This is a genomic window from Marinobacter sp. KM021, from assembly GCF_050707965.1.
GTDB classification, from domain to species: Bacteria; Pseudomonadota; Gammaproteobacteria; order Pseudomonadales; family Oleiphilaceae; genus Marinobacter; species Marinobacter shengliensis.
The window spans coordinates 1,156,690-1,172,759 of the sequence record NZ_CP136129.1; the positions used below are offsets into that span (position 1 = coordinate 1,156,690).

Consider the following 16,070-nt stretch of genomic DNA (forward strand, 5'->3'; position numbering starts at 1 on the left):
AGTTTGCCCGCAGGCCTAACTCAATTCATTCAGGGGCGACATCATACCGATAAAATGCCTATAGACGACAGCCCCGAGCCCTGAATACGGGCCCTTTGTCCCGAAAGGATAACGCATTTCAGGAATCAAACAAACGTTTGTTTGAAATTTGCGTTTACCTTTGGCATTGTACGTATACACCGAAATGTCGTGTGTTTTGAGTCGATTTTTAGTATCGTCTCATTGCCAGGCCGGGTCAACCCGGTCTATTGGCTGTGAAGGCAGTCCTGATGCGTCGAATGGGGCTATTGACCCTGTAGACAGTAGCCTGCAGTATTACTGCGGACTATCCAGCAGGCTCCCCGTTAAGGATTGCGAGTCATTAAACCCATCGTAGAAGAACGAGGAATCTATGAAGGTTCTGGTCGCTGTAAAACGAGTTATCGACTACAACGTGAAGGTGCGCGTCAAGCCGGACAACACCGGTGTTGACCTCGCCAACGTCAAGATGGCAATGAACCCGTTCTGCGAAATCGCTGTTGAAGAAGCGGTTCGTCTGAAAGAGAAGGGCGTTGCCAGTGAAATCGTTGTTGTATCCATTGGACCGAAAGCTGCTCAGGAGCAAATCCGTACTGCTCTGGCTCTGGGTGCTGACCGTGGTATCCACATCGAGACTGACGAAGAAGTTCAGTCCCTCGAAGCGGCCAAGCTGCTGAAGGCTGTCGTTGAGAAAGAAGAGCCTAAGCTGGTTATTCTTGGCAAGCAGTCCATCGATTCCGACAACAACCAGACCGGCCAGATGCTGGCTGCTCTGACTGGCATGGGCCAGGGCACTTTCGCTTCCGAAGTGGTTGTTGATGGCGAAAAGGTTAACGTAACCCGTGAAGTAGACGGCGGTCTGATGACTGTTGCTCTGAACCTGCCTGCGGTTGTTACCACTGACCTGCGCCTGAACGAGCCGCGTTACGCTTCTCTGCCGAACATCATGAAGGCCAAGAAGAAGCCGCTGGACGCCGTGAGCCCCGCCGACCTGGGTGTTGAAATCGCCCCGCGCCTGTCCACCCTGAAGGTCGAAGCCCCGGCTGCACGCCAGGCTGGTATCAAGGTGGCTGACGTAGCTGAGCTGGTGGACAAACTGAAGAACGAAGCGAAGGTGATCTAAATGAGCATCCTGGTAATTGCTGAACACGACAACAGCAGCCTCAAGCAGGCTACCCTGAATGTTGTAGCGGCTGCCAAGGCCATCGGTGGTGACATCGACGTGCTGGTTGCCGGTGAGAACGTAGGCGCCGTCGCTGAAGCCGCTGCCAAGGCCGAAGGCGTGAACAAGGTACTGGTTGCCGACAACGCCGCTTACGGTCACTTCCTGGCAGAAAACCTGTCTGAGCTGGTTGCTGAGGTAGGCAAGGGTTACAGCCACATCCTGACCTCTGCCGGCACCACTGGTAAAGACTTCATGCCGCGTGTTGCTGCGCTGCTGGACGTCGCCCAGGTTTCTGACATTATCCGCGTTGAATCCGAAGACACCTTCGTGCGTCCGATCTACGCTGGTAACGCCATCGCGACCGTCAAGGCAAGCGACAGCATCAAGGTTGTGACGGTTCGTCCGACCGCGTTCGACCCGGTAGCCGCTGAAGGTGGTTCTGCCTCTATTGAGCAGCTGGACATAGTAAAAGACGCAGGCCTGTCTTCCTTTGTTGGTGAAGAGAAAGCCCAGTCTGACCGTCCGGACCTGGCTTCTGCCGGTATCGTTATTTCCGGTGGCCGTGGCATGCAGAACGGCGACAACTTCAAGATGCTGGAGCAGGTTGCTGATCTGTTGGGCGCTGCCGTTGGTGCATCCCGTGCCGCGGTTGACGCTGGTTTCGTACCCAACGACATGCAGGTTGGCCAGACCGGTAAGATCGTCGCTCCGCAGCTGTACATCGCGGTTGGCATCTCCGGGGCCATCCAGCATCTGGCAGGTATGTCTGATTCCAAGGTGATCGTTGCGATCAACAAGGATGAAGAAGCACCGATCTTCCAGGTAGCCGACTACGGCCTGGTTGCGGATCTGTTCGAAGCCGTACCGCAGTTGGAAGAAGAGCTGAAGAAAGTACTGTAACTTTCTGATAGTTCGATCAAAAAAGGCGCCTCAGGGCGCCTTTTTTGGTTTTGACGCAATGCGCTTTTCCGCTTTGCTGATAATCAGTGTGTCTGCGAGGATGTGCAGGGCGCGATTGGTGGTTCTCACCGCCTGATAAACCTGCTCACTTTTCTGGTGATGGGTTTGCCGGGCTTTGCGGGTGCTGTCTTTGAACTCCTCATCCTTGGAGAACATGTCGATCAGACCGAAGGTGGTGTTGGCTATCGCCTTATGAACCTTCTCAACCGCAGAAGCGCCGCCCGAGACAGTATCTTCGAGAAGTCGGGCCCGGTTGCGCACTTCCGCCAGGTCCATCCTGCTCTTCTGGATGGCGCTACGGGCCGCAATTCGATGGGCATTGAGAATCAGTAACCGTTTTCGGGTTTGGTTCGACAGACGGAACCCTGAAAAAAGAAGCGTTGCAGTGCCGGCGAGGCAAATGATGATCAGAACCTGAGAGACCATAGCCGTGCTCCTCAGCGATACTCAATGTGCATTTCAACGTCAATATCCCGCTCAAACAGCTCGCTTTCCAGTTCTTTCATGACTTCCTGATAGACCATTTTTCGAGTCATAACCGGCAGTTTGTCTGCCAGAGCCCGGCCGGTTCGGGATTCGCGCTTTGCCAGGGCAATCGGATCCAGCACCCTCAACGTAAGCACCAGCTCCGGTTCGCGATGGATATCACTGATATCCTCGTTTTCCAGCATGTTATTGATCATTTTGCGCTGTTCAAGCAGTTGCCAAAGCAGTAAACCGCTGATGGCCAGCAATATCAGGCTTGTGATGGTCAAAAAGATGATCAAGGGATGCCTCCACACTTGTGTCATTATGCGCCACAGTGTGCAACAAGCTGTATGACAAACGATTGGCCGGCCGGACGCCTGTCATGGTGTATCCGGGAAAATCGTGCCGGTTTTAAACCTGTTACCATCATGGGGGCTGGGAGTGGCCGTATTTATGGTGTTGATGGCAGCAAAAGCGTCTCGCCAACCCTGACCGATCCGAGATATTCGTATACGCAAACCAAAAAGGACATGTAATGACGAATTCCAAGCAGGCAGACTATGATCTGGTGGTATTTGGTGCCACCAGCTTTGTGGGCCAGATTCTGACCCGATACCTGGTAGAGAACTATGGCGCGTCTGGCAAGGTGAAGTGGGCGATCGCTGGCCGTTCAGAGGGCAAGCTGAATGCCCTTAAAGCCGAACTGGGTGCTCAGGCTGCGGACTTGCCGGTTCTGGTGGCAGACGCGGCCGACGATGCCGCACTGGCGGGCATGTGCCGACAGACCCGCGTGGTGATCTCCAGCGTTGGCCCATACGCGTTGTATGGCGAACCGCTGATCAAGGCCTGCGTGGACACTGGCACCGATTATTGCGACCTGACCGGCGAGGTGCAGTGGATTCGTCGGATGGTCGAGGGCTATGAAGCCAAGGCCAAGAAAACCGGTGCACGAATTGTTCATTGCTGCGGTTTCGACTCAATCCCGTCTGATATGGGCGTCTGGTTCCTGCAGCAGCAGGCTGAGAAAGCCTTCGGCAAAACCTGCCAGGATGTGCGCATGCGGGTGAAGGTCGCCAAGGGCGGCTTGTCCGGTGGCACCGTGGCATCCATGATTAACGTGGCCAAAGAAGCCGGCGCCGATCCGAAACTGCGTAAGGAGCTGGCCAATCCCTTCTCGATCTGCCCGGAGGGCCACCGCTCCAAGGTACGCCAGCCCAGCCTGAAAACCGCAGAGTACGACAAAGACTTTGACGTGTGGCTGGCGCCGTTTGTAATGGGTGCCATCAACACCCGCGTGGTTCACCGTTCAAACGCGCTTCAGAATGCGCGTTACGGTCAGGAATTCACCTACGACGAAGCCATGATGACCGGAAAGGGCGCCAAAGGCCGCCTGACCGCTTACGGCATCACCGCCGCACTTGGCGCATTCTTTACCGCTTCCGCCATCAAGCCAACCCGTTGGGTGGTTGAGAAGCTGGTACCCAAGCCCGGTGAGGGCCCAAGCCCGGAAGACCAGGAGAACGGCTTCTATGATCTGCGTTTTGTGGGGCGTACCACAGACGGCAAGACCATCATCACCAAAGTCACGGGCGACCGGGATCCGGGTTATGGTTCCACGGCCAAAATGCTGGGCGAGGCAGGCCTGTGCCTGGCGTTTGATTTGTCAGACGATGACCAGGGCGGTTTCTGGACGCCGGCTTCCATGCTGGATGGCAAACTGCTGGAGCGACTGACCAGCAAAGCGGGCCTGACCTTCGACGTGCTGGAAACCCGCTGAGGGTCAGTTCAGGTGCAGGGTATGGCCGGAGGAAGGCAATAGCGCCTCCGGTCCATGCCCCAGGCAGATTACCGCCCGATCTTCCAGCCATCGATTGACCTGGGGAGCGATGCGCTCCCTGGTGTCTGTATCCACGCCGGTAAACGGTTCATCCAGAATCACCAGAGGTGCCGTGCTCAACAGAGCCCTCGCCAGCACCAGCCGCCTTGCCTCACCACCAGAAAGTCGGTTACCGGCACTGCCCAGCCAGGTGGATAAACCTTCCGTTTCACGGGCAAACCTGTCTGCCAGCTCTACCAGTTCCAGAACACGCCAGAGTTCGCCATCGGTAGCATTGGGGTTGCCCAATAACAGGTTGGCTTTAACCGTGTCTTCGAACACCACCGTTGCCTGTGTGAGATAGGCGCAGGGCAGGGAGGCGAGCTTCCCTTGCCGGGGCGGAATGACGCCGGCGAAGGTATCCGCCAGGGTGGACTTACCGGAGCCCGAGGCGCCAACAATACCGAGGCGTTCTCCCGCGCCAACCTTGAGGCTGAAATGGGTCAGAATCGGCGGCAGCCCTGGGTGGCCAACTGAGAGATCCCGCACTTCCAGTGCATTAGCGGTGGTTTCTGCCGGCTGCTGGTCAAAGCCTGAAGAATACTCGGTTCCCGGAGCGGGCTGCACCTCCTGGTTCAGGCGCCGGGCTGCAGACAGAGTGGCGCCGAGCTTGGCGAAGGCATCGGGCAGCATGGCATAGACCTCCAGCAGTCCCATCAGGGCGATGGGCAGCAGAACCAGCACGGGACCGGTTACCGATCCCTGGTCAAACAGGGCAATACCCACCCACAGTGTCACCACAACGGCCAGATTCACGATGAACTGTGTGGCTGCCTGGTGCCATCCGGCACGGCTATCCACCCGCGCCTGAGTTCTGGACATTGACAGCGTTTGCCTCATCAAACGGCCGGAGTGCTTGCCCGTCCGCCCGGCCGCAGTGAGTTCGGCAAAGCCTTCCAGGTGTTCAATAACATCGCCACGGAGTTTCTCCTGCTGGTCACTTAGCTGGCCTGATAGCTGTTTTGTACCGGCGAACACTCGCCAGCTGGAAAGCAAGAGAGCCGTCGCCATCATTACCAGAAGTATCAGGGCCAATGAACCCGAGAACAGCAGCCAGGCGCTAAGCACCAGCAACACGCTGACGACCCCGGCCAGGGCCGTGGGCGCAATCACCCGAAGGTACAGGGTATCCAGGGCATCCACATCCGCCGTTAGCCTGGATAACCACTGGGCGCCAGATTTCTGGCCCCGGTCACGGTGGCCGGCTTCGGCCATTCGGTTAAACAGGGCAACACGAATATCGGTTAGCAACTTCAGTACCGTGTTGTGGTTGTATACCCGTTCAAGATAGCGGGAGACCGTGCGGGACACCGCGAAAAATCTTATGCCGCCGCCCGGAACGTACAGGTTGATGTAGGCTTGTGTGCCAGCGGCCAGCAGCAGGCCCACCAGTGCGGTCTCGGTCAGGAACCAGCCCGACAAGGCCAATAACCCGATACCGGAGAGCAGGGTAGCCAGCAACAACAGGGCACCAACCACCAGGCGGCCGCGCCGCTGAAGAATCAGCTCCAGCCAGGGCTTGAGCTCATGCATGGCGAACCTCGCCGTCATTGACAATCAGCACCTGGTCCGCGAGGGCCAGCAGGGCCTGGTGGTGTGTTGAGAAAACCAGCGTTTTGCCTGCTTCCGCCAGCTTATGAAGCGCTTCCAGAACCAGAATCTCGCTTGTCGCATCGAGCCCGGCGGTGGGTTCATCCAGCAGGATCAAGTCGTAATCCGCCAGGAAAATCCGTGCCAGGCTAAGCCTACGAGCCTGCCCGCCGGACAACCCCTGGCCATCTTCCCCAATCAAACTGTGAATACCCTGGTCCCGGCTTTCAAGCACACTGCCCAGGCCCACCAGGCGCAGCGCGTTCTCAATGGCAATGTCTGAGGCCACCGGACTGGTCAGGCGGAGGTTGTCTGCCCAGGAGCCCTGTATCCAGAACCCGCGCTGGCCAAGCCAGCCAAACGGGCACTGGCCGGGTGCCTGGCCGAACACGCTGATGGTACCGCTATCTGGCTGGATAAACCCCGCCATCAAGTGTAGCAAAGAGGACTTTCCGCCTCCGGAGGCCCCGGTCAGCGCAACCGCCTTTCCACGCTCGATGGTCAGGTCAAGGTTGGCGAGTACCGGCTTGCCGCCCTGGTAGCTGAGAGTGACGTTTTCCAGGCTAAGGCCATGATCCGGCAACGATGCGGGCGTGTCGGATGCAGGCGCCCCGCCAACGGGGGTTGCCAGTCGAGCAAGGATTTCAGCGCCGGCGCCAAGAGCGGCGGCCCGGTCGTGGTAGTGTTGCGACAGCGTTCGCAGCGGCTGGAAGAACTCCGGCGCCAGCAACAGAATCAACAAACCGGAAAAGAGTGTGAGGTCCGCGCTGGGGCCGTAAGTGATGTAGCCCAGCAAACCAAAACCAATGTAGATGGCAATAACGGCAATAGCGACGGAGGCAAAAAACTCCAGTATAGCGGAAGATAGAAAGGCCACCTTGAGGGTTTTCATGGTGATCTTGCGGTATTGCTCAGAGCGTTGGTGGAGGGTACGGGAAGCATCTTCTGTCTGACGAAACAATTGCAGGGTTGTAAGGCCGCGGACCTTGTCCAGAAACTGGCCTGATAATCGACTGATGGTCTCGAAATGCTGCTGGTTAACCTTTTCAGCCCCCATCCCCACCAGTGCCATGAAGACTGGGATCAGGGGGGCGGAAAGCAGGAGAAAAATACCCGCAAGCCAGTCCAGCCAGAACACCAGAATCAGAATGGCCAGTGGCACAATCACCGACAACGACATTTGCGGCAGGAAGCGGGCGAAATAGCCATGTAATGCTTCCACATGGTCCAGCCATTCCCGGGCCAGGGTGCCGGCGGAGCTGTCGGCGAGCGCTACCGGGCCGGCATCCCGCCAGTGGCGGTGAATCTGTCGTCGGGCATCGCGCCGCACCTGTTCGCTGCAGCGCGCCGCAAATTGTGTCTGGAAACCCTGGCCCAGGGTGCGAACCAGCAGTGTGGCCACCAGGGCGACGAACCAGGGTGCGAGAGTAGGCGCATTCTGGCCCTCAATGACGATTTGATGCGCCAGCCAGGCCAGCAGAGCCATCTGAACGATGGTTGCCAGCCCGACCAGTGCTCCGGCTACGACCGTGGCGCGAATCCACCGCTGGTTTTTACGGGCGAGCCGGGAAAGCCATTGGCGAATATCAGCCTGAGCCGGTTCCGCCACTCAGTGGTACCCCTCACCAGCACGGACCTTGCCGCGGAATACCCAGTAGGTCCAGGCGGTGTAAGTCAGCACGATGGGGATAACGAATAGCAGTCCCAGCAGCAGGAACAGCTGCGATTCATAGGCGGAGGCAGCATCCCACAGGGTGTACTCCGGGGGGACCACATAGGGCCAGCGGCTGACAATCAGGCCAAGATATGTGGTGATAAACAGCCCCATGGTCGCCACAAAGGGCATGCCCTCGAATCGATTGCGAACCGAGCGCCAGATCTGGAACGCACAGAGCAGAGTCAGTGCCGGCAGAACCCAGATTACTGTGATGTGATCAAACCAGCGCTCACGCACCATGTCATCCACAAACGGGGTCCATACGCTGATCATGGCGAAGATTACCAATACAGTAATCAGCAGCGGCCTGGTGATGCGGTATGCCCACTCCTGCAACCGGCCTTCCGTCTTCATGATAAGCCAGGTGGAGCCCAGCAAGGCATAGCCGGCAAGCAGGCCAAGACCGGTCAACACCGTAAAGGGTGTCAGCCAGTCCAGCGCGCCACCAGAATAGGCGCCGTTAGTGGTTTCAAAGCCCTGGATATAGGCGCCAACTACAGCACCCTGTGCGAACGCAGCGATGGTGGAGCCGCCGGCAAAGGCCCAGTTCCAGAGGTAGCGGGAGGTCCTGGCCTTAAACCGAAACTCGAAGGCTACACCCCGGAAAATCAATCCGGCAAGCATCAGAAATACGCCAATATAGAGCGCAGGCAGGATGACGGAATATACCAGCGGGAAGGCTGCTAACAAGCCGGCGCCACCAAGCACCAGCCAGGTTTCGTTGCCATCCCATACCGGAGCCACGGTATTCATCATGGTGTCTCGGTCGGTCTCCGTTGGGGCGAAGGGGAACAGGATGCCCACACCCAGATCGAAACCATCCATCAACACATACATGATCACGCCGAAGCCAATAATGAATGCCCAGATCAAAGACAGATTGAACAATTCCATGATCAAAGACCTCCTTTATCAGCGGCCGGCCGGGCATGGCTAACGACACCTGAGCCGGATTCAATTTCAAACGGCACATGGGCGGCAGACAGGGGCCGTGCAGGGCGGTCAGATTCGTGCTCGCCTTCGTCCTCGTCTTCGAGGCCCACATAGAGCACCCGTAGCAGATAGTAGACGCCGGCGCTGAAGACAAGTCCATACACCACGACGTAGCCAATCAGGGTGAACAGAGCCATGCCCCCGGTAAGCGACGGTGTCAGCGCCTCGGCCTGGTTCATCATGCCATACACCAACCAGGGTGAACGGCCAATCTCAGTCACGAACCATCCTGCAATCACCGCAATAAACGGGGTGATACTCATGAACCGCAAACCCTGAAGGAACCAGCGCTTCTGGTAATAGGCGCCATTGCGTCTGAGCAACAGACCAGCGAGGGCAAAGGCAATCATCAACAGTCCCAGGCCAACCATCACCCGGAAAGACCAGAACACGACACCCACTGGCGGCTGCTCTTCTACCGCAACCTCGTTCAGGCCAGGCACCTCACCATCCCACTCGTGGGTCAGGATAAAGCTGGCCAGGTTAGGTATACCAATCTCGAACCGGTTGGTCTGGTTTTCCTGGTCGGGAATGGCGAACAGCAGCAATGGCACGTTACGGGAGGTTTCCCAATTACCTTCCATGGCTGCGACTTTGACCGGTTGATGCTCCATGGTATTCAAACCATGAAGATCACCAATCACCGCCTGGGTCGGGGCCAGGAACAACAACATCCACAGGCACATAGACAAGGCCTTGCGGTTTGCTTCCACCTCTCGCCCACGAAGCAGGTACCAGGCGCTGACGCCAGCCACTACAAATCCCCCGGTCAGGAACGACGCCATTACCATATGGGCGAACCTGTAGGGGAAGGAGGGGTTGAATATCGCCTGAGACCAGGAGGTGACATGGAATACGCCTTCTCTCAATTCCACACCTGCGGGTGTGTGCATCCAGCTGTTTGCAGACAGTATCCAGAATGACGAGATGAAGGTGCCAACCGCCACCATAATGGCTGCGAACAGGTGGACGCCCGCCGGTACCTTGTGACGACCAAAAAGCAGCACACCCAGAAATGCGGCCTCCAGGAAAAATGCCGTGATTACCTCATAGCTGAGCATGGGGCCAAGGAAGTTGGCTGAGGCCTGGGAGAAGTTGCTCCAATTGGTACCGAACTGAAACGACATCACGATGCCGGATACCACTCCCATCCCGAATGCCACGGCAAACACCTTGGTCCAGAAGGCGGACAGTTTTTCCCACAGCGGATTGCCGGTTTTGAACGCCAAGCCTTCAAGGACAGCAATGAAAGACGCCAGACCGATGGAAAACACCGGAAAAATGGCGTGAAATGACACCACAAATGCGAACTGGATTCGCGATAGGATGAGAGGATCGAGTTCCATAGTACCTCCGGTAACTCAAACATAGTCAAAAAACGGGTCAGCGCGCCCGTTCAGCCGCTGCCTTGGCTCATCTTGTCTATTGTTATTACCGGCAGTTCATTACGATGCTACGCAAATTGTAGCAATAATGGATGGGGCAGTTTGTCGCACCCTTTGATCAAAAGCAATTATGGTGAGCCGCATGAGCTTTTACGAGGATAGAGTGTTACCTCACATTATCGATAAGGCATGTTCCATGGGGCAGGTGATGAAACTGCGTAGCCAGATCGTACCGAGGGCCCGCGGCAGAGTGCTGGAGGTTGGTATGGGCTCCGGAATCAACCTGGAGTTTTATGACGAGAGCCAGGTTGAAATGGTCTATGGCCTGGAGCCCTCAGAAGGCATGAGGCGCAAAGCATTACCAAACCTTAATCGCTCGCACATTACCGTGGAGTGGTTGGACCTGCCCGGTGAGAAGATACCGCTGGAAGATAACTCCGTGGATACGGTTTTGCTGACCTTCACTCTCTGCACTATACCAGACTGGCGAGCGGCGTTGTTGCAGATGAAACGAGTACTCAAGCCAGGCGGCGACCTTCTGTTCCTGGAGCACGGGGAGGCAGCCCATGAAACCATCCGAAAATGGCAGCATCGCATAACCCCCGGGTGGAAAATGCTTGCGGGTGGCTGCCACCTCAACCGCCAGATCGCAGATCTTATTCGCCAGGCCGGCTTTGAGATTCAGGAACTGGAAAACCTGTACATGCCAAACGCGCCGAAGATAGCAGGCTTCATCTACAAGGGCCGCGCCACCAAGCCTTAGTAAACGTGCTGGACACAAAATAACCGGTGATAGTCACAAGAGCGGGAACAGAATTGCGTTACGCCATCGGGCCTTATACAATTCCGCCCTTCAAGAATCTCCCCTCCGATGCCCGGATGGTGAAATTGGTAGACACAAGAGACTTAAAATCTCTCGGCCGCAAGGCCGTGCCGGTTCGATTCCGGCTCCGGGCACCACTATATGTCTTCCCTTTGCTTAAATCCGGACACAAAAAAAACCGCTACATCAGCAATTGGAGTGCCTGGGCTTGAAATTCCTTGGATTAACAAAAGGAAAGCGGGAAGTTGCCACTCAATTCATCACTGATCCTGCTCAGCTCTTTCCTCGGGCTCCTGGTACTGTGATTCCTGGGCAGGCATTACCGGGCGTATCTGGTTGATATCGCCAGTGGGCACTCTTGGGTCATCTTTTATCAAGACCATGAGAGCGCCACCCAGGATCAGGACCAGAAGTACTATTTTGATCAGCACGTTGCGAGACATAGACTCTCCTGTTTGCGTTCGCCTTCTATTACCCTGAGGGCTCAGGCGGTAATTACAACCATTGTCCGAAGGTCGGTTCGACACAGCCGCGCGGTTTGGTGATACTTTCCTGAACGGTTTTGATGGAGGGAGTAGCAATGACACAGGCAGCCGGCAACCTGGTACGACAGTACACTGAGAACGGTATCACCACTGTAACGCTGAGCCATCCGGAGCGGCGGAACAGTTTGTCGATGGCCATGCTGGAGGCACTGTCAGATGTTTTTACAGCCATCGAACAGGATTCAGAAACCCGTGTGGTGGTGCTGGCTGCCGAGGGGCACGTATTCTGCGCGGGGCATGATCTTCGGGAGATGCGTTCGCAGTTCGACAGCCACGAATTCCAACTGGCACTGTTTCAGCAATGTAGCAAGGTGATGCAGCAGGTCGTGAACCTGCCGCAGCCTGTGATCGCCAGGGTGGCCGGGGTAGCCACGGCGGCCGGTTGCCAGTTGGTTGCCAGCTGTGATCTGGCCGTGGCCGAGCAGGGGGCCCGGTTTGCCACCCCCGGCGTAAATATTGGCTTGTTCTGTTCCACGCCAATGGTGGCGTTGTCCCGAAACGTTTCCCGAAAGCACGCCATGGAAATGCTGCTGACCGGGGAGATGATCGATGCGCCCAGGGCGGAAGCCATCGGGCTGGTCAACCGGGTGGTCGCTGCCGACGTTCTGGATGAGACGGTGTACCGAATGGCGGCAACGATTGCCAGTAAGTCCGGGCATACCCTGAAAATTGGCAAATCTGCGTTCTATCGACAACTGGAAATGCCGTTATCGGAAGCCTATGAATACACCGCTGAGGTGATGGCGGCGAACGCCTGCACGGATGATGCCCGGGAAGGGATCTCGGCCTTTCTGGAAAAGCGCGATCCGGACTGGAAGCACCGATAACACTATCCTGCCTATGGCTGGCACGCCTCTGCTGCTGGCCAGAGCAGTTGGTCGCCCGGGGTTATGTTCCGGGCGGCGAAGTACCCCTCGTTCATTTCCACTGCATTCCAGAACGGTTCCCCTGAGGGATAAGTGGGGCAGTTCCGGCCTTCGGATGAGGGGCAGGGAGTCATGGTTCGGATGCTCACGATAACGCCCTGTTGATCAAGATACGCGATGTCCAGGGGAATCAGGGTCTGGTGCATCCAGAACCCATGGTTGGCTGAGCGTTCAGCCTGGTAAGTGAACAACATGCCGGCATCCTCTGCCAGTGTGGTCCTGTTCATCAGTCCCCGTTGCCGTTGCTTGTCCTTACTGGCCACCTCAAGCACCACTGTATGGTGTTGGCTGTCTGAGAGAAAGCAGGCCTCAACCGTGGGTAGTGTTTCTGGCGCGTCGGCCAACCCTGCCGGCGCCCAGCCTGCCGCCACCAGCGTGACGACAGCGGCAATCCGCCACGTGTTCATGTGCGCAACCGGTAACCGGTTTTGAAGATCCACCACACGGCAATCATGCATAGTGCGAGGAAGACCAGGGTCATGCCCACGCTGATCGCCACATGCACATCTGCCACGCCATAGAAGGCCCAGCGGAAACCGCTGATCAGGTACACCACCGGGTTGAACAGGCTGATGGTTTGCCAGATGTCGGGCAGCATGTCGATAGAGTAGAAGGTGCCGCCCAGGAACACCAGAGGCGTGACAATCATCATGGGCACAATTTGCAGTTTTTCAAAACCGTCCGCCCAGATGCCGATGATGAAACCGAACAGGCTGAAGGTAATGGACGTCAGTACCAGGAACGAGAGCATCCAGAATGGATGCAGAACCGAGTAATCCACGAACAGCCGGGCGGTGGCCAGGATGATCAGGCCGAGGATGACAGCCTTGGTGGCGGCGGCGCCCACGTAGCCGAGCACAATCTCGAAATAGGAGACTGGCGCAGACAGCACCTCGTAGATAGTGCCGGAGAACTTGGGCATGTAGATACCGAAGGAGGCGTTGGAGATGCTTTGCATCAGCAGCGACAACATCACCAGCCCGGGGATGATGTAGGCGCCGTAGTCGATACCGCCGATCTCGCCCATGCGAGAACCGATGGCCGAGCCGAACACCACAAAATACAGGCAGGTGGAGATCACCGGCGACAGCACACTTTGCATGACGGTGCGTTTCATGCGCGCCATCTCGAACTTGTAGATTGCTTTTACACCGTACAGATTCATTACGCTCTCCGTTCGTACCAGCGGCTATTCGTGCACCAGGCCAACAAATATTTCTTCCAGCGAGCTTTCCCGGGTTTGCAGATCCCGGTATTCAATGCCCAGATCCCCAAGAGTACGGAGCAGGCGGGCAACGCCGGCCTGCTGTTGTTGGGCGTCGAAGGTATAGATCAACTGGTAGCCATCGTCTGACAGTTCCACCGGTTCCAGGGTAAGCTCGCCGGGAATCTTGTCGAGCTTGTTCTGGAGATGCAGGCGCAGCTCTTTCTTTCCGAGCTTGGACATCAGGCGATCTTTGTCTTCCACCAGGATGATCTCACCCTGGCGTATCACCCCGATGCGGTCTGCCATTTCTTCGGCTTCTTCGATGTAATGGGTAGTGAGAATGATGGTGGTACCGGTCTCACGAAGTTTGCGCACCATTTCCCACATGTCCCGGCGCAGCTCCACATCCACCCCGGCTGTGGGCTCGTCCAGAAACAGGATACGAGGCTCGTGAGACAGCGCCTTGGCAATCATCACCCGTCGTTTCATGCCGCCGGAGAGGGACATGATGCGGTTGTTGCGTTTGTCCCATAGTGAAAGGTCTTTCAATACCTTTTCGATATGGGCCGGCTTGGGTGGTTTGCCGAACAGCCCGCGGCTGAACGACACCGCATGCCAGACCGTCTCAAAGGAATCGGTATTCAGCTCCTGGGGAACCAGGCCGATGGCCTCCCGGGCTTTGCGGTAGTCTTTCACGATATCGTGGCCAGCGGCTTTTACTTCGCCGTCGCCTTTGTTGACGATGCCGCAGATGATGGAGATCAGGGTGGTTTTGCCGGCACCATTGGGGCCAAGCAAGGCAAAAATCTCACCGGGGTAGATTTCCAGATTGACGTCTTTCAGGGCTTGAAAACCGTCGCCGTAGATCTTGTTCAAGTGCTTTACGGAAATGTCCGGTTGCACGGGCGTGTCCTGTTTTTTGAGTGACTCAGACCAGAAAGCCCGACATTTTCTCATGCTGGCAGCAGTTTAGAAACCTTTGCTATGTCGGGATTTATCCCCATAATGCCCACTTTGGAACAGCTGGGGGCGGAGAATGGTACGAGCCATCGTGATCGTAGGTTTAGTGGTGGGAGCAATTGTTCTTACACTGTTCGGTTCGCGCCTGCTCGATACAACGGGTGACACCGCTGACCATCCCGAGTGCGATCTTCTGGCAGGTGCCTGTAGCTGGACCACCCAGGATGGCGAATGGCGACTGAGGTTGCAGGAGGTAGAAGAGGGCGCCCAGGGTATGGAATATGTTCTTCAGGTTTCCGTTCCGAAGGCGCCTGACCGCTTTCTGGCTGTCCTTAAAGGCCAATCGATGTACATGGGGGAGTATCCGGTGCCGCTGGTACGGGAAGCTCCGCTCGAGTACCAGGCGAGGTTTACCGCACCGTTCTGCACTACCGGCGCCGACATGATCTGGCGAATCGAGCTTCAGGATGGTCAGGAAAGATTGGAAAATGTGCCCTGGACACTGGTGTTCAAAGCGCAAAAATAGTTAAATCCTGCAAAATTACAGTGGTTTCCAGGGAAAAGTGATGGATTACGGGGAAAGTGTTCAGAAGGTTCTGCTGCGCAAGATTACGAAAGCCGAGCAGGATCTGTTGCAGCTCAAACTGGACTACTGCCGGTTTGTTTTTGGCCTGTCTCATCGCGCCCGGGTAACCGCTAACGGTAAAACCTGGCTTGTGCGCTCAGTAGACGTGCAGTCGATGACCTACACAGACGACGGCACCTTCACCAAGCCCAGTGTCAGCGGCACTCCCGAAGAAGATGATACCGGCCGGCAGGTCGTTACCCTCGGTACTGAATGGGAATTGGCAACGGTCAAATAAAGGCGTTGCCGGTTACCACCTCATAGAGGCTGAATGCCGGTGGTACAAACTGATGCTCTGCCCAGAATTCCGCGCCTTCCAACCCTGCACGATAACAGGCCAGTAGTTCGCTGCTCGAGGTAAGGGTGGCGATGGCCTGGATGGCCGCCGGCTGGCGGATCCCGGTTTTCCGATGCACGATTCTGGCAACCAGCCCTGCCAGGGCGTCGTTATGGCGATTGGCTCGTGGGCTAAGGGCGCAGGCGGCACCGTACAGCCAGGCAGCCGTGTAGGCGCGCACCACCTCTGGAGCATCTGTTAGCGCAAGTCCTTTGACCCGGCAGTCACGCTCCTGCAGTGCGGCCAGGATATGCAACTTGGTAAACAGTTCCGTTTTGTCGGAAGACTCAACTGATGGGGATTCCGACTTCGGCCGGGAAGGGTGTTCCGGGGCGGGCGATTGAGTAAACGGTGCTCCCTCAATACCGCCACCATTTCCGATAACGCCACCCTGAACCAGGGATTCCTGCCGAATGAGCGAAAACATTCGCAACCCCAGCAAAGCCATCAACATCACGAGCCCAACTTGGGTAAT

The 16,070-nt window shown here is 56.8% G+C and carries 18 protein-coding genes and 1 tRNA gene; 8 read left to right on the forward strand and 11 right to left on the reverse strand.

Annotated features, from left to right (window positions below; translation table 11 throughout):
- The first annotated feature begins 391 nt into the window (after window positions 1-391).
- Both RVM24_RS05425 and RVM24_RS05430 read left to right on the forward strand, forming a co-directional pair.
- Window positions 392-1,141 (forward strand): electron transfer flavoprotein subunit beta/FixA family protein, encoded by a 750-nt coding sequence (locus RVM24_RS05425; protein ID WP_061332887.1) that lies wholly within the window; start codon window positions 392-394, stop codon window positions 1,139-1,141.
- Entirely contained in the window at window positions 1,142-2,083 is a 942-nt protein-coding gene (locus RVM24_RS05430) for an electron transfer flavoprotein subunit alpha/FixB family protein (RefSeq protein WP_431475064.1), read from the forward strand.
- 30 nt (window positions 2,084-2,113) lie between these two features.
- Here RVM24_RS05430 and RVM24_RS05435 read toward each other — a convergent pair whose 3' ends face one another.
- Entirely contained in the window at window positions 2,114-2,569 is a 456-nt protein-coding gene (locus RVM24_RS05435) for a hypothetical protein (protein ID WP_072677319.1), read from the reverse strand.
- A gap of 11 nt (window positions 2,570-2,580) precedes the next feature.
- A complete protein-coding gene (locus RVM24_RS05440; RefSeq protein ID WP_058089793.1) occupies window positions 2,581-2,910 on the reverse strand; it encodes a hypothetical protein in 330 nt (109 codons plus the stop codon).
- A 236-nt stretch (window positions 2,911-3,146) separates the two neighbouring features.
- On the opposite strand from RVM24_RS05440, the gene RVM24_RS05445 reads away from it, so the two are divergent.
- Complete coding sequence (locus RVM24_RS05445) at window positions 3,147-4,388, forward strand: saccharopine dehydrogenase family protein (RefSeq protein ID WP_431475065.1); 1,242 nt, start codon at window positions 3,147-3,149, stop codon at window positions 4,386-4,388.
- 3 nt (window positions 4,389-4,391) lie between these two features.
- Here the strand turns inward: RVM24_RS05445 and cydC are convergent, their stop codons facing one another.
- The 4 genes from cydC to RVM24_RS05465 are packed head-to-tail and all read right to left on the reverse strand — an operon-like array spanning window position 4,392 to window position 10,133.
- Window positions 4,392-6,038 carry a thiol reductant ABC exporter subunit CydC gene (gene cydC / locus RVM24_RS05450; RefSeq protein WP_431475066.1) on the reverse strand — a complete coding sequence of 549 codons (1,647 nt, stop codon included), beginning with the start codon at window positions 6,036-6,038 and terminating at the stop codon, window positions 4,392-4,394.
- On the reverse strand, window positions 6,013-7,686 hold the full coding sequence (gene cydD, locus RVM24_RS05455) for a thiol reductant ABC exporter subunit CydD (protein WP_431475067.1): 1,674 nt from the start codon (window positions 7,684-7,686) through the stop codon (window positions 6,013-6,015). The genes cydC and cydD overlap by 26 nt, the downstream gene beginning before the upstream one ends.
- Window positions 7,687-8,688 (reverse strand): cytochrome d ubiquinol oxidase subunit II, encoded by a 1,002-nt coding sequence (cydB, locus tag RVM24_RS05460; RefSeq protein WP_431475068.1) that lies wholly within the window; start codon window positions 8,686-8,688, stop codon window positions 7,687-7,689. It abuts the gene before it with no gap.
- A gap of 2 nt (window positions 8,689-8,690) precedes the next feature.
- A complete protein-coding gene (locus RVM24_RS05465; RefSeq protein WP_431475069.1) occupies window positions 8,691-10,133 on the reverse strand; it encodes a cytochrome ubiquinol oxidase subunit I in 1,443 nt (480 codons plus the stop codon).
- A gap of 181 nt (window positions 10,134-10,314) precedes the next feature.
- On the opposite strand from RVM24_RS05465, the gene RVM24_RS05470 reads away from it, so the two are divergent.
- Together RVM24_RS05470 and RVM24_RS05475 are read left to right on the forward strand one after the other, a co-directional pair.
- On the forward strand, window positions 10,315-10,935 hold the full coding sequence (locus RVM24_RS05470; RefSeq protein WP_431475070.1) for a class I SAM-dependent methyltransferase: 621 nt from the start codon (window positions 10,315-10,317) through the stop codon (window positions 10,933-10,935).
- A gap of 110 nt (window positions 10,936-11,045) precedes the next feature.
- Window positions 11,046-11,132 (forward strand) — tRNA-Leu (locus RVM24_RS05475).
- Window positions 11,133-11,255: 123 nt separating this feature from the next.
- Here the strand turns inward: RVM24_RS05475 and RVM24_RS05480 are convergent.
- A complete protein-coding gene (locus tag RVM24_RS05480; RefSeq protein ID WP_431475071.1) occupies window positions 11,256-11,438 on the reverse strand; it encodes a hypothetical protein in 183 nt (60 codons plus the stop codon).
- Between the two features lie 137 nt (window positions 11,439-11,575).
- Between RVM24_RS05480 and RVM24_RS05485 the strand changes: the two genes are divergently transcribed.
- A complete protein-coding gene (locus RVM24_RS05485; RefSeq protein WP_431475072.1) occupies window positions 11,576-12,367 on the forward strand; it encodes an enoyl-CoA hydratase in 792 nt (263 codons plus the stop codon).
- Between the two features lie 11 nt (window positions 12,368-12,378).
- Here the strand turns inward: RVM24_RS05485 and RVM24_RS05490 are convergent, their stop codons facing one another.
- From RVM24_RS05490 to RVM24_RS05500, 3 genes are read right to left on the reverse strand one after another with little or no spacing between them, the layout of a single operon-like run.
- Entirely contained in the window at window positions 12,379-12,873 is a 495-nt protein-coding gene (locus RVM24_RS05490) for a DUF192 domain-containing protein (protein ID WP_431475073.1), read from the reverse strand.
- A complete protein-coding gene (locus tag RVM24_RS05495) occupies window positions 12,870-13,631 on the reverse strand; it encodes an ABC transporter permease (protein WP_061332900.1) in 762 nt (253 codons plus the stop codon). The genes RVM24_RS05490 and RVM24_RS05495 overlap by 4 nt, the downstream gene beginning before the upstream one ends.
- Window positions 13,632-13,655: 24 nt before the next feature.
- Window positions 13,656-14,576 carry an ABC transporter ATP-binding protein gene (locus tag RVM24_RS05500; RefSeq protein ID WP_138436197.1) on the reverse strand — a complete coding sequence of 307 codons (921 nt, stop codon included), beginning with the start codon at window positions 14,574-14,576 and terminating at the stop codon, window positions 13,656-13,658.
- 133 nt (window positions 14,577-14,709) lie between these two features.
- Between RVM24_RS05500 and RVM24_RS05505 the strand changes: the two genes are divergently transcribed.
- Both RVM24_RS05505 and RVM24_RS05510 read left to right on the forward strand, forming a co-directional pair.
- A complete protein-coding gene (locus tag RVM24_RS05505; protein WP_431475074.1) occupies window positions 14,710-15,159 on the forward strand; it encodes a hypothetical protein in 450 nt (149 codons plus the stop codon).
- A 40-nt stretch (window positions 15,160-15,199) separates the two neighbouring features.
- Window positions 15,200-15,496, forward strand: coding sequence for a hypothetical protein (locus RVM24_RS05510; RefSeq protein ID WP_106695755.1), 297 nt, complete (start codon window positions 15,200-15,202; stop codon window positions 15,494-15,496).
- Here the strand turns inward: RVM24_RS05510 and RVM24_RS05515 are convergent.
- Complete coding sequence (locus tag RVM24_RS05515) at window positions 15,489-16,022, reverse strand: hypothetical protein (RefSeq protein WP_286249725.1); 534 nt, start codon at window positions 16,020-16,022, stop codon at window positions 15,489-15,491. The genes RVM24_RS05510 and RVM24_RS05515 overlap by 8 nt on opposite strands.
- Window positions 16,023-16,070: the final 48 nt, after the last annotated feature.

Bases quoted from the DNA above. Each gene is read 5' to 3' on its own strand.
- RVM24_RS05425 (WP_061332887.1), top strand. From the start codon at position 392: ATGAAGGTTCTGGTCGCTGTAAAACGAGTTATCGACTACAACGTGAAG.
- RVM24_RS05430 (WP_431475064.1), top strand. From the start codon at position 1,142: ATGAGCATCCTGGTAATTGCTGAACACGACAACAGCAGCCTCAAGCAG.
- RVM24_RS05435 (WP_072677319.1), bottom strand. From the start codon at position 2,569: ATGGTCTCTCAGGTTCTGATCATCATTTGCCTCGCCGGCACTGCAACG.
- RVM24_RS05445 (WP_431475065.1), top strand. From the start codon at position 3,147: ATGACGAATTCCAAGCAGGCAGACTATGATCTGGTGGTATTTGGTGCC.
- cydC (WP_431475066.1), bottom strand. From the start codon at position 6,038: ATGACGGCGAGGTTCGCCATGCATGAGCTCAAGCCCTGGCTGGAGCTG.
- cydB (WP_431475068.1), bottom strand. From the start codon at position 8,688: ATGGAATTGTTCAATCTGTCTTTGATCTGGGCATTCATTATTGGCTTC.
- RVM24_RS05465 (WP_431475069.1), bottom strand. From the start codon at position 10,133: ATGGAACTCGATCCTCTCATCCTATCGCGAATCCAGTTCGCATTTGTG.
- RVM24_RS05470 (WP_431475070.1), top strand. From the start codon at position 10,315: ATGAGCTTTTACGAGGATAGAGTGTTACCTCACATTATCGATAAGGCA.
- RVM24_RS05480 (WP_431475071.1), bottom strand. From the start codon at position 11,438: ATGTCTCGCAACGTGCTGATCAAAATAGTACTTCTGGTCCTGATCCTG.
- RVM24_RS05485 (WP_431475072.1), top strand. From the start codon at position 11,576: ATGACACAGGCAGCCGGCAACCTGGTACGACAGTACACTGAGAACGGT.
- RVM24_RS05490 (WP_431475073.1), bottom strand. From the start codon at position 12,873: ATGAACACGTGGCGGATTGCCGCTGTCGTCACGCTGGTGGCGGCAGGC.
- RVM24_RS05495 (WP_061332900.1), bottom strand. From the start codon at position 13,631: ATGAATCTGTACGGTGTAAAAGCAATCTACAAGTTCGAGATGGCGCGC.
- RVM24_RS05505 (WP_431475074.1), top strand. From the start codon at position 14,710: ATGGTACGAGCCATCGTGATCGTAGGTTTAGTGGTGGGAGCAATTGTT.
- RVM24_RS05510 (WP_106695755.1), top strand. From the start codon at position 15,200: ATGGATTACGGGGAAAGTGTTCAGAAGGTTCTGCTGCGCAAGATTACG.
- RVM24_RS05515 (WP_286249725.1), bottom strand. From the start codon at position 16,022: ATGTTTTCGCTCATTCGGCAGGAATCCCTGGTTCAGGGTGGCGTTATC.